13 protein-coding genes are annotated in these 14,727 nt (G+C 41.6%); 3 read left to right on the forward strand and 10 right to left on the reverse strand.

Translation table 11 applies throughout. The annotated features are described in order from the left end of the window. Positions 1-699 precede the first annotated feature (699 nt). A complete protein-coding gene (locus tag ACQKFG_RS04065) occupies positions 700-2,367 on the reverse strand; it encodes an alpha-keto acid decarboxylase family protein (protein WP_427556437.1) in 1,668 nt (555 codons plus the stop codon). Between the two features lie 264 nt (positions 2,368-2,631). On the opposite strand from ACQKFG_RS04065, the gene ACQKFG_RS04070 reads away from it, so the two are divergent. Continuing rightward, positions 2,632-4,035 carry a sigma-54 interaction domain-containing protein gene (locus tag ACQKFG_RS04070; RefSeq protein ID WP_192203461.1) on the forward strand — a complete coding sequence of 468 codons (1,404 nt, stop codon included), beginning with the start codon at positions 2,632-2,634 and terminating at the stop codon, positions 4,033-4,035. A gap of 59 nt (positions 4,036-4,094) precedes the next feature. Here the strand turns inward: ACQKFG_RS04070 and cobT are convergent, their stop codons facing one another. The 4 genes from cobT to ACQKFG_RS04090 form a co-directional block, all read right to left on the reverse strand. Then, positions 4,095-5,141: a nicotinate-nucleotide--dimethylbenzimidazole phosphoribosyltransferase gene (gene cobT, locus ACQKFG_RS04075; RefSeq protein ID WP_427556441.1), complete on the reverse strand. Its 1,047-nt coding sequence runs from the start codon at positions 5,139-5,141 to the stop codon at positions 4,095-4,097. Between the two features lie 115 nt (positions 5,142-5,256). Further along, positions 5,257-5,802: a signal peptidase I gene (gene lepB, locus ACQKFG_RS04080; RefSeq protein WP_342615157.1), complete on the reverse strand. Its 546-nt coding sequence runs from the start codon at positions 5,800-5,802 to the stop codon at positions 5,257-5,259. Positions 5,803-6,058: 256 nt separating this feature from the next. Further along, positions 6,059-6,766: a nitroreductase family protein gene (locus ACQKFG_RS04085; protein ID WP_192203458.1), complete on the reverse strand. Its 708-nt coding sequence runs from the start codon at positions 6,764-6,766 to the stop codon at positions 6,059-6,061. A gap of 114 nt (positions 6,767-6,880) precedes the next feature. Then, positions 6,881-7,297, reverse strand: a complete 417-nt coding sequence (locus tag ACQKFG_RS04090; RefSeq protein ID WP_427556445.1) for an Rrf2 family transcriptional regulator — start codon at positions 7,295-7,297, stop codon at positions 6,881-6,883. Positions 7,298-7,541: 244 nt separating this feature from the next. Between ACQKFG_RS04090 and ACQKFG_RS04095 the strand changes: the two genes are divergently transcribed. Together ACQKFG_RS04095 and ACQKFG_RS04100 are read left to right on the forward strand one after the other, a co-directional pair. After that, positions 7,542-8,510, forward strand: a complete 969-nt coding sequence (locus ACQKFG_RS04095) for a bile acid:sodium symporter family protein (RefSeq protein WP_192203456.1) — start codon at positions 7,542-7,544, stop codon at positions 8,508-8,510. Positions 8,511-8,616: 106 nt separating this feature from the next. After that, on the forward strand, positions 8,617-9,162 hold the full coding sequence (locus ACQKFG_RS04100) for an NADPH-dependent FMN reductase (protein ID WP_192203455.1): 546 nt from the start codon (positions 8,617-8,619) through the stop codon (positions 9,160-9,162). Between the two features lie 70 nt (positions 9,163-9,232). Here the strand turns inward: ACQKFG_RS04100 and ACQKFG_RS04105 are convergent, their stop codons facing one another. The 5 genes from ACQKFG_RS04105 to ACQKFG_RS04125 all read right to left on the reverse strand — a co-directional run bounded on the left by ACQKFG_RS04105 (position 9,233) and on the right by ACQKFG_RS04125 (position 14,670). Further along, positions 9,233-10,018, reverse strand: a complete 786-nt coding sequence (locus tag ACQKFG_RS04105; protein WP_192203454.1) for an SDR family oxidoreductase — start codon at positions 10,016-10,018, stop codon at positions 9,233-9,235. An 18-nt stretch (positions 10,019-10,036) separates the two neighbouring features. After that, positions 10,037-10,891, reverse strand: coding sequence for a RhaT/GlcU family sugar-proton symporter (locus tag ACQKFG_RS04110; RefSeq protein ID WP_427556450.1), 855 nt, complete (start codon positions 10,889-10,891; stop codon positions 10,037-10,039). A 169-nt stretch (positions 10,892-11,060) separates the two neighbouring features. Further along, entirely contained in the window at positions 11,061-11,645 is a 585-nt protein-coding gene (locus ACQKFG_RS04115; RefSeq protein WP_427556453.1) for a hypothetical protein, read from the reverse strand. Positions 11,646-11,681: 36 nt separating this feature from the next. Next, positions 11,682-13,634, reverse strand: coding sequence for a primary-amine oxidase (locus ACQKFG_RS04120; protein ID WP_427556456.1), 1,953 nt, complete (start codon positions 13,632-13,634; stop codon positions 11,682-11,684). A gap of 85 nt (positions 13,635-13,719) precedes the next feature. After that, positions 13,720-14,670 carry a DMT family transporter gene (locus ACQKFG_RS04125; RefSeq protein WP_369618832.1) on the reverse strand — a complete coding sequence of 317 codons (951 nt, stop codon included), beginning with the start codon at positions 14,668-14,670 and terminating at the stop codon, positions 13,720-13,722. Between the last annotated feature and the right edge of the window lie 57 nt (positions 14,671-14,727).

Raw genomic sequence — 14,727 nt, forward strand, 5'->3', positions numbered from 1 at the left:
AGAACAAAAAGCGTGTTTTGATAAACTATCATACACGCTTTTTTGCGTATTATTATGTCAAACGGCTGCCAACTGGTGTTATGGCTTATTACCATTCTCATTATCTTTTTGGAATCCATCCTATTACTTTTCCAACTTGCATTCTTGTCCTTGATCGAGCCGTATAGATATATCGTAAGTACAGTTTCCATACCAATAAAAAAAGGCCTTCATAAACAGAAGACCTTTCTTTAAAAATCCGTTCCAGCTGTTTCAGAAACCCTCTCTCTTTCCGCAGGCTTCTCATCAAAGCAAGCGGCTGAAGGGTTTCCTAGCCAGTTATTCGGCAAGGAGTGTCGCATATTTCTTCCACCCAATGAGGATTAGAGTAATAAACCATAAAGGCCGAAGCACTATATTCGACCATTCAAGAATTTTTTTTGACCTTCACCTTACTATTTGGACTTCGAACACCATTTTGCGCCAAACTCTATGAAAACTCAGTTTGCCTGCAGTTTTTTATTTAAAAAGTTCAGTTGATTTCAGAAATCAGCTCCCTTTCCCCAAATGGGTTTCTATCTGAATTTTTTAAACGAAGTTGATTGGAGGAGCTGTTCGAGACTCCTGATTAGAAAAGCGTGTCCAAGGGAGACCCCATAGGCGCAAAGAGCGCCGAAGAGGCTCCCGGACCGCCCGCGTGAGAGCATTTCGAACATGGCATTACTTTAGTTTCTCTTGTTTTTCAAGATACTGCCTCATTTTTTGCAAATATTCCGGGGCATCCATTTGATCTTTCACGACCAATTCTATAAGGCAAAGCTTATCAGCGTTCTGAGCATTTGTAATGGCATCATCCAGTTCACCATTCGTCTCGACTTTTGCTGTAAATGCCTCTTGACCAAACGCTTCAGCCAGTTTTGTATAATTCCACTCTGGTATCTCGTTGTATTTCTGTTTTTCTATATCGACTTTTACGTTCAAGAATTTTTCTATCGTGTAACCGTTATTGTTGAGAATAAACACGATGGGCTTGCAGCCGTTCTCCAGCATCGAGCTTATTTCCTGTGCCGTCAGCTGTATCGATCCGTCCCCGGTGAACAAAAGAACACGCCGGTTTCTATCCGCTATGCAAGCACCGAAAGCTGCGGGCGTGGCATATCCGATGCTTTGCCAGCCTCCCTGAGCTATGTAGGTCGCCCCTTTCGGCAACCTGACCTGTGACATGCCATAAGAGAATGTTCCTGTTTCCGTGACCACAATGTCATTTTCTTTTAACATTTGCTGAATTCGAGGATAATAAGAAGCGGCCTTCAATGGTGCTGATGGGTCTTCAACCATTGTGTCAAAAGGAAATGAGATGTTTCCCACAGATTCGTTCTGCCGGTACCCAATGTCCTGGAGTGCATTTAGAATTTCCTCCGCCTTGACATTCATATAGCTGGCTTCCCCCACTTTTACTGTATCAGGTTGAATTTCCACCATTTTCAACGGGTTAAGCTTTGCTGTACCTTTGGAGGTATTGACGTCTGACCAAACAGCTCCAACGGCTATGATGAAATCCGCTTCTTCAACAGTCTGAGTGACATCCTTACTTCCGAAAGCTCCGCCGTAAACACCGATATACTGGGGATGGCTCTCATCAAACCCGCTTTTTCCCTGCATTAGCGAAGCAACTGGAACATTTAACTTCTCAGCGAGCTGCAGTACGGGTTTCTGCAGGTTATAACGAAGTGTTTTCACGTCGACAAGCAGAACCGCCTTGTTCACATGTTCTAGCATCCCTTTTATATGCTTCACTGCTGACTGCAGCGCATCGACATTCGTTTTGGCCACATTATCAGAAGTCTCACCGTGAGAAACCAACGGTTTTTCAACAAGATCGATAGCCACTACCAAATAAACGGGCTTTTTCTTTTCTTTCGCGATCCTGATTGCAGCCGGTATCTCCCTTGCTGCATTTTCTGGTGTAAGAATTGCCGTATAACTGGTGATATGCTCATAAACCTTACGGAAAACATCAAAATCTCCATTCATAAACGTATGATGGGCAAGCTCCTTCTCCTGTTGCATCATGGACTTTGGCGAGCCGACAATATGTATGAGCGGCACATTCTCACTGTACGCGCCAGCGATTGCATTACATGCGCTCATTTCACCGACACCAAAGGTGGTGATGAGTGCCGAAATTCCCTTCACACGGGCATAAGCGTCCGCAGCGTATCCTGCATTGAGTTCATTTCGTCCATTAATGAACTCAATCCCATCGTAATCTTCCAAAGTATCTAGCAATGAGAAATTATAGTCTCCAGGCACACCAAAAATCTCTGTAATGCCTTCTGCTTTTAAGCAGTTGTATAAATACTGTCCCAAGGTTCTTTTTTCAGTCAAGTCAATCACTCCTTCAATCGATTACTCTCTACTTTATTTATACCCAAACATAAGTAGGTTAACCGTAAATATCCATATACTTAAGGTGGATTCGCTACTCTATTACTCTAGTTTTAGCTTTGATGAATGAAGTGAGTGAGACTATCTCAGGCATGGCTCTTATAAAAAATGATTCAATTCCAAATCGAAATATCTGAAAATTCTTGATTTCACCTCTATTTTTGATTTATATTTGAATCACCGGAACAGTGGATAAGGGGGAAAATGATGAGTGATAATAATGTCAAAAGAGTTTTGGAATGCATCATCAACACATCCAATAATAATATTACCGTGACCGATGAAAAAGGATTCATTTTATTCACGAATCCTAACCATTGGTGGATATATGGAATCGAACCGGAACATTATCTTGGAAAATCAGTTTACCAGCTCGAGACGGAAGGAATCCTTTCACCGTCGATTTCCGCCATGGTATTGAAAGAGAAAACACCAATCCAGATCATGCAGCATACAAAGACGGGAAAAATCGTCATGTCGACTGCCTATCCCATCTTTGATGATGATGGTGAATTGATTCGTGTCGTCAGCTATGCCCAAGATCAAACTGAAATCAGGAACCTCCAGGATCAGTATGGTCAATTGGAGAGAAAGATTCAAGAATACCAATCGGAAGTCGAGGAACTTAGAGAACAGGAAGAGCTGATCTATCGCAGCAAGGAAATGCGGCAAATCGCCAAAACGATACACCGTGTTTCCAAAACGGATGCGACAGTCATGCTTCTCGGTGAATCCGGTGTAGGGAAGAGCGTATTCGCCCGCAGGCTGCACAATCAGAGTTACCGCAGCAAAGAGCCATTCATCGAAGTCAACTGCAGTACCATCCCTGAAAGTCTCTTTGAATCTGAAATGTTTGGATATGAAGCGGGCTCCTTCACCGGAGCGCAGAAGCAGGGGAAGCAAGGGCTAGTAGAACAAGCGGATAATGGAACCCTATTTCTGGATGAAATCGGAGAGCTTCCGCTGGATATGCAAGTGAAATTATTAAATGTCCTGCAAGAGAAGACTTTTAAAAGGGTTGGCGGAAAAAAAGAGCATAAGATAGATTTTCGGCTTGTAACGGCAACCAATCAAAACCTTGAGGAAATGGTGGAAAAGGGAACATTCAGGCTCGATTTGTATTATCGCTTAAATGTGATCCCCATCCAAATACCGCCATTACGAGAAAGAAAAGAAGATATTGCCATCTTAATCAATCATAATCTTGAAATCATCAACAAGAAATACAAGTCAGATAAGAAATTACACCCTTCCACTTACGAAATACTGATTCAGCATAAATGGTCAGGAAACGTGCGTGAATTGGAAAACTTGATTGAACGGCTCATTTTGACCTCGGAAGACTCCATCATTTTCCCTGGCTTTCTCCCCTCCCATTTCCATGGACAAGAATCTTTTGAGAAAATAGATGATTCCCTAATGATTGACGATGTGATGGTTGATGATAGTGATCTCAATACCGCCCTCGAACAAGTGGAAAAATGGATGATGATGAAAGCGAGTAAACAATGTAAGTCCACATATGAAATGGCTAAATTCTTAGGGATCAGCCAGCCTTCCGTCGTCAGGAAAATGAAGAAATATAAAGGGCATCTGCCCATTAAGTAAAAGTGAACTGAAAGAAGTTATAAAAATAGGAGACCATCACAATGAAGGTCTCCTATTTCTTACTTATTTGACACGCCTGCAGATTCAAATGTTGCCATTTCTTTAATGACCAATGTCGCTGCCTTAAGGATGGGGTATGACAGGGCAGCCCCTGTTCCTTCCCCGATTCTCATTCCTACATCGAGGATCGGCTCCTTGCCAAGCAGTTCTATGGCCGTTCTATGACCAGGTTCTGCAGATTGATGACCAACAAACATATAGTCGGCTGCACGTCCGGAAATCAGGTTGGCCAATACAGCAGCCGTGGTTGTAATGAAACCATCAACAAGAATGGGTTTACGGTTATTCGCTGCAGCAAGCATGGCCCCTGCCATACCTGCAATTTCGAACCCGCCGATTTTCATCAAAATATCGATTGGATCATCTGGATTAGGATTTCTTGATGAAATCGCTTCTTCAATTATTCTCCGCTTATGTATAATGCCTTCTGACTTCAATCCTGTTCCCTGCCCCACTAGTGATCCAACGCTTTTCCCGCTTACGATGGAGATGATGGCGGTACTGGAAGTCGTATTTCCGATTCCCATTTCACCAAGGATCAGGCAGTTCGCACCACGGGCAATCATTTTCTGTGCACGGTCATATCCAATTTCAAGCGCTTGAATTACTTCTTCCTTTGTCATCGCCTCTTCTTTATAAAAATTTCTAGTTCCATTGCGGACTTTTCTCGAAGTTAACCCCGGTGCTTCGATATCTGCATCGATCCCTATATCGACAATGTCCAAGTATGCATCTATCGCGCGACTCAATACATTGATGGCAGCACCGTCATTCAGGAAATTAAGTGCCATTTGTTCCGTCACTTCTTTAGGATAAGCCGAAATCCCTTCTTCCGTAATTCCATGGTCGGCCGCAAACACGATCACCCCCGGTTTCGAAATGTCCGGAAATGCCAATCCTGTCATCTTGGCCAGTTCGATTATCCATTCTTCAAGCCGGCCTAGGCTCCCCAGAGGAACAGTCAGTGAATCGACATGTCCTTTAACCTGCCGTCCCATTTCTTCATCCAACATCGGGATGGAGATGGCAGCTAATCCATTCGTCATATTAATCCCCCTACAATCCAAAATGAAAAACCTTAACCACAGGAAAAGGTTCTTATCCATCATCTGCTATAAATACAACTTAGTCCATATAATAATAATCCTCTTGGCTTTCCATTTACTTCGGCACTCCCATTTCATTTAATGGAGAGATACGAAATTTCACTTTGCCCACAAGTGATTTTTCAGAAATAAAACCAAATCTTCTTCCATCCCAACTATTCCTTCGATTATCCCCCATGACAAATAAATGGCCGGCAGGTACCCTGGATTTCCCAAGTAAATCACTCAGGGTGAAATTCTCCGTCAGATTCTCTTCAGGTGGAATTTCCCCTTTTTTTGTTTTCAAATATGGTTCTGTATACTTTTTCCCATTGATAAATAAGACATCATCTTTCATTTCGACGCTGTCACCTGGTAGACCGATCACCCTTTTTATATAATTCTCTTCCGCATCGGGAGCATAAAATACGACCATATCGAAGCGCTCCGGCTTTCCGATTTTAGCTACCACTATCCGGTCATCATTTTCATAAGTCGGCTCCATTGATTCACCTTTTACTGTAACTGGTGTAAATAAAAACTGTTGGCAAATGAACACGATCATTACAGCGAATAAGATAGATTTCAACCACGAGAACAATTCACTTTTCTTATTCTTCATAAGGACTCCCTCCCATCCATTGTAAACGGCCAACGATAATTGCTGTATTTTTTGGCTTTCAGCTCCAAAAATAATTCTTTAGCACTGTTTCAGAAGAGATATCCTGAAAGAAATATATGGAAAAATTGTAACATATCCTTATATCGCTTGCGAGAATAATCATTTTTAGGAGTAGAGAGCAAATCTCAAATCATGAAAAAAAGGATAGCGAGTTTTAGCTATCCTTTTAACATAGTACAAATATTTTTCCAAAACCTTAGTATTTATTCCAAGTCAATACAGTATCAAGTGGCAAACGGACTTTTTCAAATCCTGCTTTAGTTCCTTTTCCAATGGAAATTAACATGACAGGTTTGAAGTTTTCCGGTACATTGAATGCATCCACAAATTTGGCTTCATCGAAACCACCCATTGGGACTGTATCGTACCCTTTTGCTTTTGCAGCTAACATGATCTGCATGGATACCAAGCCACCGTCAATCATGGCTACACTTAAAGCCTTTTCAGCGGAAAAGTTACCGTAATTATGCAGAATAGATGCTACATATGGCTCTTTGATTTCATTCTTCATGATCCCTTTATTGACTAATTCACCATAAATCCGCTCTGCATTTTTGTAGCCTTCTATATCCGCTAAAACGGCAATGACAGCAGATGCATCGACGATTTGTTGTTGGTTATTGGCGATGGGGAGCAATTCTTGTTGGGTTTGCTTATCTTGGATCACAAGGAATCTCCATGGCTGTAAGTTGGAAGAAGACGGTGCTTGGATCGCAATATCCAGGATTTCGCGAATTTCCTCTTCAGTCATCACGTATTCAGCATCGTACTGGCGAACAGATCTCCGTTCTTTTGCTACCGTAATGAAGTCCGTATCATTAAGGACTTTGGGCTTTTCAAACGGTATATTCAATTCTTTCGATTTATTTAAGTATTCTTCTTTACTCATTATATTTTTTGTCATTTATAATGACCTCCATTTAACTGTAATTAATACAGGAACAGTATATAACGCATACTGTTCTTTTGTCAAATACAGTTTGTAAAAAACGAAACCCTTTCAGTTTCGTTTTTCACATTATGATTTTGAAAGTAAATCAGCAATCGTTTTCTGCTCCAAGCCTTGTATAATCCAGCTCTCCATCTCGTTTTTCAATCCGCATAAAGCTTCGCGTGAAGATGGTTGAAAGCATTTCTTATCATTCACATCAAGAAAGCCCTTTGAAAAAGGTTCGGATTTAATTGCAGCGTATATATCTGCAAGAATGATTTGGTCGGGATTTTTGGCAAGTGAATAACCTCCATCCCTTCCTTCCTTTGCTTTAATCAGCCCTGCCTTCACTAAATTACTTAATATTTTTCTAAGAAAACCTGACTCCGAATCAAGCTTATAAGCCAATTTATTACTATTGCATAATCCATCATGATCAGCAAGAACAAGCAGAGCTTGTACTGCAAGACTAAACCACATTATACTGGAAACCTTTTCTGACATTTCTCCTCACCTCTCCCCTCTACTTTAAACTATTTTTCGATGAATATACAACGATGCATCGAGCAAACCTGCCAAAATCTCTTGTTAATGAACATAATCGGGAAAATCCTTTTTGGAACGATGAATCCTTCCAATACATGCTTTTCACTATTCCAAAAATAAACAGACAAAATACTTGTCTTACAAATTATCTCTTTAGGAATATGGTAAACTTACTTAATAGAATAGCTTAGGAAGTGGATGAATGATTTTGAAAAAATTAAATGAACAAATGGATAAAATCATGCCCCTCATCACTCCGTTAAGCGTGGTGATTGGGGTATTATTGGCCGGACATCTAATCGATTACACCTTTCTTGTTCCATGGATATTCGCCTTCATTACATTTTCCGGAAGTTTAGGCTCCAACTTTAAATCTTTGCAACAGGCCGTCACCCACCCTTTACCGGTTTTCATCGTATTGCTCATCCTTCATATGCTCATGCCTATTTGGGCTTTTGGTCTCGGCCACTTAGTGTTTCATGGTGATGCTTTCACGATTACCGGACTAGTCCTGGCTGTAGTGATTCCAACCGGTGTCACCAGTATGATCTGGGTATCCATTTATAATGGGAATGCCATACTTGCCCTAACCATCATCTTGATCGACACCCTTCTCTCGCCATTCATCGTTCCTTACAGTGTTTCCCTTCTTGGAGGCGGTTCGATTGAAATGGATTTGGGATCGATTGTGAAAGGATTAATCGGAATGGTCGTTCTTCCCTCCATGCTTGCCATGTTCTTGAATCAGGCTACAAAAGGGAGAATACAATATACACTATCCCCCCGCTTAGCTCCATTTTCCAAGATAAGCGTTGGAATCGTAGTCATATTGAACAGTTCAAAAATCGCTCCTTACTTAACCCATTTCGATAAGAAATTAATGATCATGGCCTTCCTGGTTTTGTTCATAGCAGCTTCAGGTTATGCCCTTTCTTGGATGGTCGGTGCATTTTTAAGATGGGAAAAGGCGGATATCATCACCTTGACATTTACAGGCGGTATGCGAAATATCAGTGCTGGAGCCGTTCTTGCAACAACCTATTTCCCTGCTGCCGTCGCTGTTCCCGTTGTACTTGGCATGCTGTTTCAACAAATGCTTGCCTCCTTTTTTGGTTATGTCATGGAGAAGCATTTCCATCGTGGTGTGAATGAAGGGCGATCCGCAGAATGATTATTTCTCAAGCATCCTTTTTCCCTTTCATCTATATTCCAATTATAATAGGTAAGTGGAACACATTTACATGATTATCCATTAATAATCCTTGGAGGTATTGAAGATGAAAGTTGTTGCAATAGTGGGAAGTATTCGTAAAGAGTCTTACAACCTTAAGCTAGCAAAATATATTCAAACTAGATATCAAGATCGATTTGATCTCGAAATCTTGACCATTCGGGATTTACCTTTTTATGATCAAGATATTGAAAATGACCCTCCATTAGTTGTAAAAGAATTTAAAAGCAAAGTGGCTGAAGCAGATGCAGTCTTGTGGGTAACACCTGAATACAATGGTACGATTCCAGGCGTATTGGGCAATGCAATCGATTGGTTATCACGTGTCGATAAAGTCTTGATCGGCAAACCTTCATGGATCATGGGTGCGTCAATGGGGCAATTAGGAACGGTTAAAGCTCAATTGCATTTACGTGAGATCCTATTCGCATTAGGCATCTCCTCCCCGCTCCTTCCCGGAAATGAAGTATATGTTGGTGCAGTTCATGACAAAATCGATAACGAAGGCAAGCTTACACATGAGTCGACTGTCCAGTTTATCGATACGGTCGTCGATAACTTCATTAGCTGGTATAATCATCATACTCGTTAATGCATGTTTAACAAGAATCCCAGCAGGAATGTTCCTGCTGGGATTCTTATTGCATCAAATTAAACTACATTCATCCTCTTCCCGCTTGGAATGCAGGGTATTTTGTCATTCCCCCGTCAGCGAATAGAGTGATGCCCGTTACATAACTGGACTCTGAAGATGCCAGCCATGCAGCAACCGCAGCAATTTCTTCAGGCTTTCCGATATACCCCATCGGAATCATGCTTTCAAGATCTTTTTTCTTTTCGGAATCTTCAAGCTTGTCGGCATTTATTGGCGTGGCGATGGCTCCAGGACCAATGCTGTTCACACGGATTCCTTTTGGTGCATATTCAAGAGCCAGGGTTTCCGTAAGCAGCTTAACCCCGCCCTTGCTTGCCGCATAGTGAACGAATAAAGGCCAGGGAATCATTTCATGTACACTGGACATGTTTATAACATTCCCTTTAATATCGTTCTCGACAAAATACTTGATAGCTTCACGGCACCCCAGGAAATTTCCAGTTAAATTGGTATTAATCACCCTATTCCAGTCACTTAACGGCATCTCGTGAGATGGAACAGGATTTTCAATTCCTGCATTATTGATGAATATATCGAGTTTCCCGAAATTATTTACCGCTGATTGAACAAGGTTAATCACATCTTCTTCAATGGTGACATCGCCTTTAACTGCAATGGCTTCCCCACCACTTGTTTTAATTTCTTCCATTACACTATCTGCTTCCTCTAATTTAGTACGATAATTAACCACGACCTTTGCCTTTTCCTTAGCAAAGCGAATGGCCATCGCTTTTCCTAAGCCAGTGGATGAACCCGTTATAACAACGACTTTACCTTCTAAATCTGTATACATATAATCACCCTCCAATTATTAACTTTTTGCCACCCCGAGCATAATCCCAGCTATGATGATCAAGATAATTCCAATTACAATTCCAATTAGTTGGCGCTTCGTTTTCTTTTCACGTAAAATGATGATCCCGCCAATAGTTGAGATGACTATGCCCATTTGTGAAAGGGAAAAACTAGTAGCCACGCCTACACGGGGCTGGGATATGAATAAAAACATGTTCCCTGCAGCCCATATCAATCCCGGAATGATATTGCGAATCGTATATTTGTTAAACGGTTTATGTTTAAAAGTCAATAACAGACCGCCTATCACCATCCCTATCGCTTGAGGGAACAACGCTGACCACCCGTCAACATCAAAAAGACGGGCCACGACCACATAAACCAAATAACCGAATGTCGAGATGAGGAGAATAACGATTCCTTTCTTCAAGTTTCCCGACTTGCCCTCTTTCGATTCTTTATCTTCCAAGGAGGTCAAGACGATTCCTATAATGATGAAGACTAAAGCCAAAACGCCTAAAATAATCGCTTTCTTTGTAGACCATTCGTTGAAAACGATGACCCCGAATAAAGTGGTTGCTATGAGCTGCAATCCTGTTGATATTGGCATTGTTTTGGAAACTCCCATTAAATCAATGCTCTTAAGCTGATTAGCTTGTCCAACGGCCCAAAACAATCCAGATACGACTCCGACTCCAAACACCAGGAGTGACAACTTAATATCTGCAAAAATATAAACACCAATTGAAAAAATCAAGGCGCCAATCGTTGTACCTAGTGTTTGACTATAGGGTCCTCCCCCGAGTTTCACATTAAATAAAACGATGCTTCCCCAGAATAATGCCGGTAAGAGAGCTAATAATATATCCATTTGCAACCCCCATATATGTATGTTCAAAACTAAGCAGGAAATTTCAATTTGTCTTCTTTTAATATGTTCGCATTATTTGAATTGACCCTTGGAAATTTTATGAAATGTTTCCGCAACACAAAAAGGGCTGCAGATGCAGCCCTTTTTGATGATAGTGACATTATTGCAGCTACCCACCATGTTGATGATGTTGCATGTCCATTTCCGAATCATCACCGACCTTGAAATAATCACTTTCCCAAACAGCCGTCGTTCCGATAATGATGATGGAGAACAAGAGTGTCAGATAGAAAGGTGCAAATCCCCTCCCACTTTTTAGTTCTTTTACATCCTCTCTTTTTATATAAAAAGTCACAAAGAATATACTGGCAAGGTAGATCAGATCCATCGAAACTAGCATGAAAGTTTGTGAATCAAGAGGCAGCATGACCCCAAGCATGGCTCCCATCATTGCCCCCATCAGGGTTGTTGATAGAGATTCCATAACCGCTGTTAAACCGAAAGGCCTTCCGATGATTGCTGCTGCCACTGCACATAATGCGATAGCCAGGACGGTTAAAACCGCCAGCTTGCCGGGCAAAAGGAATGACAGCATTAAACTTAAGGTTAAACTTGTGGTCATGCTTAACATCATGACCATGCATTTTCCCAGGCTAACACCAATATGCTCTTTTTTCTGATGAGCTTTTTTAGAAAAGTAAACTGTATATGCCATGACTATCATAAAACTGATCAGCAGCAGCATGCGATTCATTTCCCCCTTTACGAGCAATAGTGAAACGATTTATTTTTAATGACAGGAAGAATTACCGCCCATCTGGCAAGCTGAATTCTTTGGTTTTGAGGGAGGCACGTCAAGAGCTGGATTCCGATTGAAAAAGCCCGTCGGTTTCAAAATGAAGCTAATATAAGCGGTAGGCATGACTGGCCAATCTTCAGGTCGGGTTATATGATGGTGGCCCATGTTATACCAGACCACCACATCTTCATTTTCAATGGAGCGCTCGGCTTTAACCCACTCTTCCAACCCATCCCCACCTGCATGTTGGTTTGGGTATCTCCCTGATGCAAACTGTTCTTCAGGATCGAATGGCGTCACCCAAAAATGATGTTTTAAAAATCCAGCCCGTTTTAATAAGGGCGAATCATCATGGGCGAACGGGAAACAGTTCTCCCCGGCAAACAATTTATAACCAACCGGTTCCCCCAATATATTCGTTTTTGATGGATTGACGATTTTCCAGAAACGCGCTGTGCGCAAATCTAGGTCCCGGACCGCCTCGGATTCATTTTTAAGCAAAGTCGAAACCGGGTAGAAGCCATTTCCATATGGGTTGTCCGGTCCTTTTTCCATACTTTTTGTATTGACTTCATAAACTGAATTTTTAATTCCATCAACCATCATATCAAGCCTCATATTAAAGAAATGCTGATGGTGTGCAGCAAATAATTGAGGTGCAACCAAATTGCCATGCGGGTGCTTCCGGTCAGGTTCGATGGCTTGTGTATGCAATATGCCTGTCAATTTCACTTCAAACTGTATCGTCCCATCCTGAAAGAAATACCAATAAAATCCATATTCGTAATTTCCAACTGTCGAAATGCTCGATAGGACCAATCTTCTTGAACGGCGAACTTCAACATGACCTGTCCTCCAATCCGTATGTTTCCACCCGATTCCAAAATCCTCCTCATGTAAACAAATTGCATTTTTAATATGAATTACATTCCCTTTACTATCCACCAGATTCGCGTCAAAGTACTTTATCTCACCTAGACAGTCACACCCGAGTTCTAGTGAGTTCGCCAACATGCCAATGCCGTATTCCCCTGCATCGAATGCATTGTTCCTGTTCACCGGATCTGTTGGATCTCCATAAGGCACCACCATCTCGGATAAAGAAGCTCTATACAGGATTGGCCGCTGCACTCCATCATCATTGTAACTGACCGTATGAAGGACAAGACCTTCACGGGAGTTGAAACCAAAACGGATATTCCATTTTTGCCAATCTATCACATGGCCTTCCGTCGTGAAACTTGGTCCTTTTGGTTGGACTATTTCCAAAGGTTTAACATCCTGCCTCATGTTACCTACTTGATCAGGTGTATAATTTCCATCAAGCGGCGGAAATGGTATGACACCTTTATCCACAATCTTGAGGACTTCCATCTTATTTAAGTCTACAAGGACATATAATCCTGAAATGGGACGAGCATACCCATTATCATATAATGATGTACGGTAATAACATAAAGCCCTGACGATTCGTACATCCACTTCCTCTTCGATTCCAAAATTCCCTGCTGACCATGGATCGACCATGATATCATCCATATTCGTAAGCCCTCTTTTGGCAAAGGCTTTCATCATCTCAGGGTGGCTTTTCATGACTTCCTGACACTCCATGAATTCATCAGCCATTATGGATGGCTGCACTCCAGGAATAAGTTTCCATGACCTTATGCTGCCTTCCGTTAAGGAAACTACAGCCTCATATGTTTTTCCCTCTTTATTATGAAGAATGATACAGAATGCTTCTCTATTGATTCGTTTTTCTTCCCGATAACCCAGAACAATGGATTTTGCAGGTTCCAGTAAGCTGATGTTAGCAAAGCGGTAATGGTCATCCAATCCTTTATCACGTTTTAAAATCTGGACCGTCAGTTTAAGTTCTTCGGCCGTTAATGGATCAAGCGGGTGATTTTCCCTCGTCACTTTCATACTAGACGTTTTTTCCATATTAACCTCTCCCTTATAGTTAAAATATCATTCTATCTATTAAGTAAACTTTCCCTCGAAGTGACTCGTGTATAAAGTGCAAATTTCATTTGCCTACCGCATCATCTTTCCCGATAACTGGAATGGACTCTTTTCCTTCCTTTACACTTTCTTTTGATTCTGCAATGAATATCGATAGTATTAATAAAACAGTCGCAATGATATCGACCTTTCGTAATTTATCCCCCAGGAATAACACGGCATATAGCATTGCAGTAATCGGGATGATTGCCGTTGCCATCCCGATGGTGCTTGCTGGAACCTTTGAAATTCCTAAGTACGTGAAAATATAAGCAAATACCCACCCAAGCAAGGTATAGGCTATGACAGCCCCCCATAAACCAAGCGTCATTTTTCCCCAATCAAAGGATATCGCCTCATGAATGGCCATCGGCAGCGTAGTTAGAAAACCCATTAAGCACAGTCCTGCGGCCATTGTCACCGGTGGCACATCCACTGCGAATTTCTTTGCATATACAAAAAACAAGCCCAATGACACAACTGCCAATATCATGAAAGCAATCCCTAATGCACTGGATTCCCCCTCAGTACTCGCACCTGCGAGCTCCATTACCAGAACAGCTGAAACAGCTAGCATGATGGCTATGCCCTTACGGATGTTCAATCTTTCTCCCAATAATATGAAGGAAAGAACCAGCGTTACGGCTGGCACCATACTATTTATGATTCCAGCCGCTATCACACTAGAGTATTTCAAACCATATAAAAGGAAGACCGTATATAATGTAACGGTAAAAAGGGATTGCATGAATATCCCGAAGTACGTTTTATATCCTAGCCCTTTCCACTTGATTCTTTCGTATATTTTCGCTGCTGGCAGTAAGATCATACAAGCGATGCCAAGCGTCATGGCCGTAAACAGCCATACGGGAATGGTTGCCATTGCTACACTGCCGGCCGGGATTGAAAGACCTAAAACAATCATATTCAATATGATGAAGAGATAGCCAATATTCAGTAAACCCACCCCATTCATACGGATTTATCAAGCGGATAGCAGGAAATCCAACTTAAGCCAGTACCCGTGAGAAGA

This window comes from Peribacillus sp. NPDC076916, assembly GCF_050269675.1.
GTDB lineage: Bacteria > Bacillota > Bacilli > Bacillales > DSM-1321 > Peribacillus > Peribacillus aracenensis.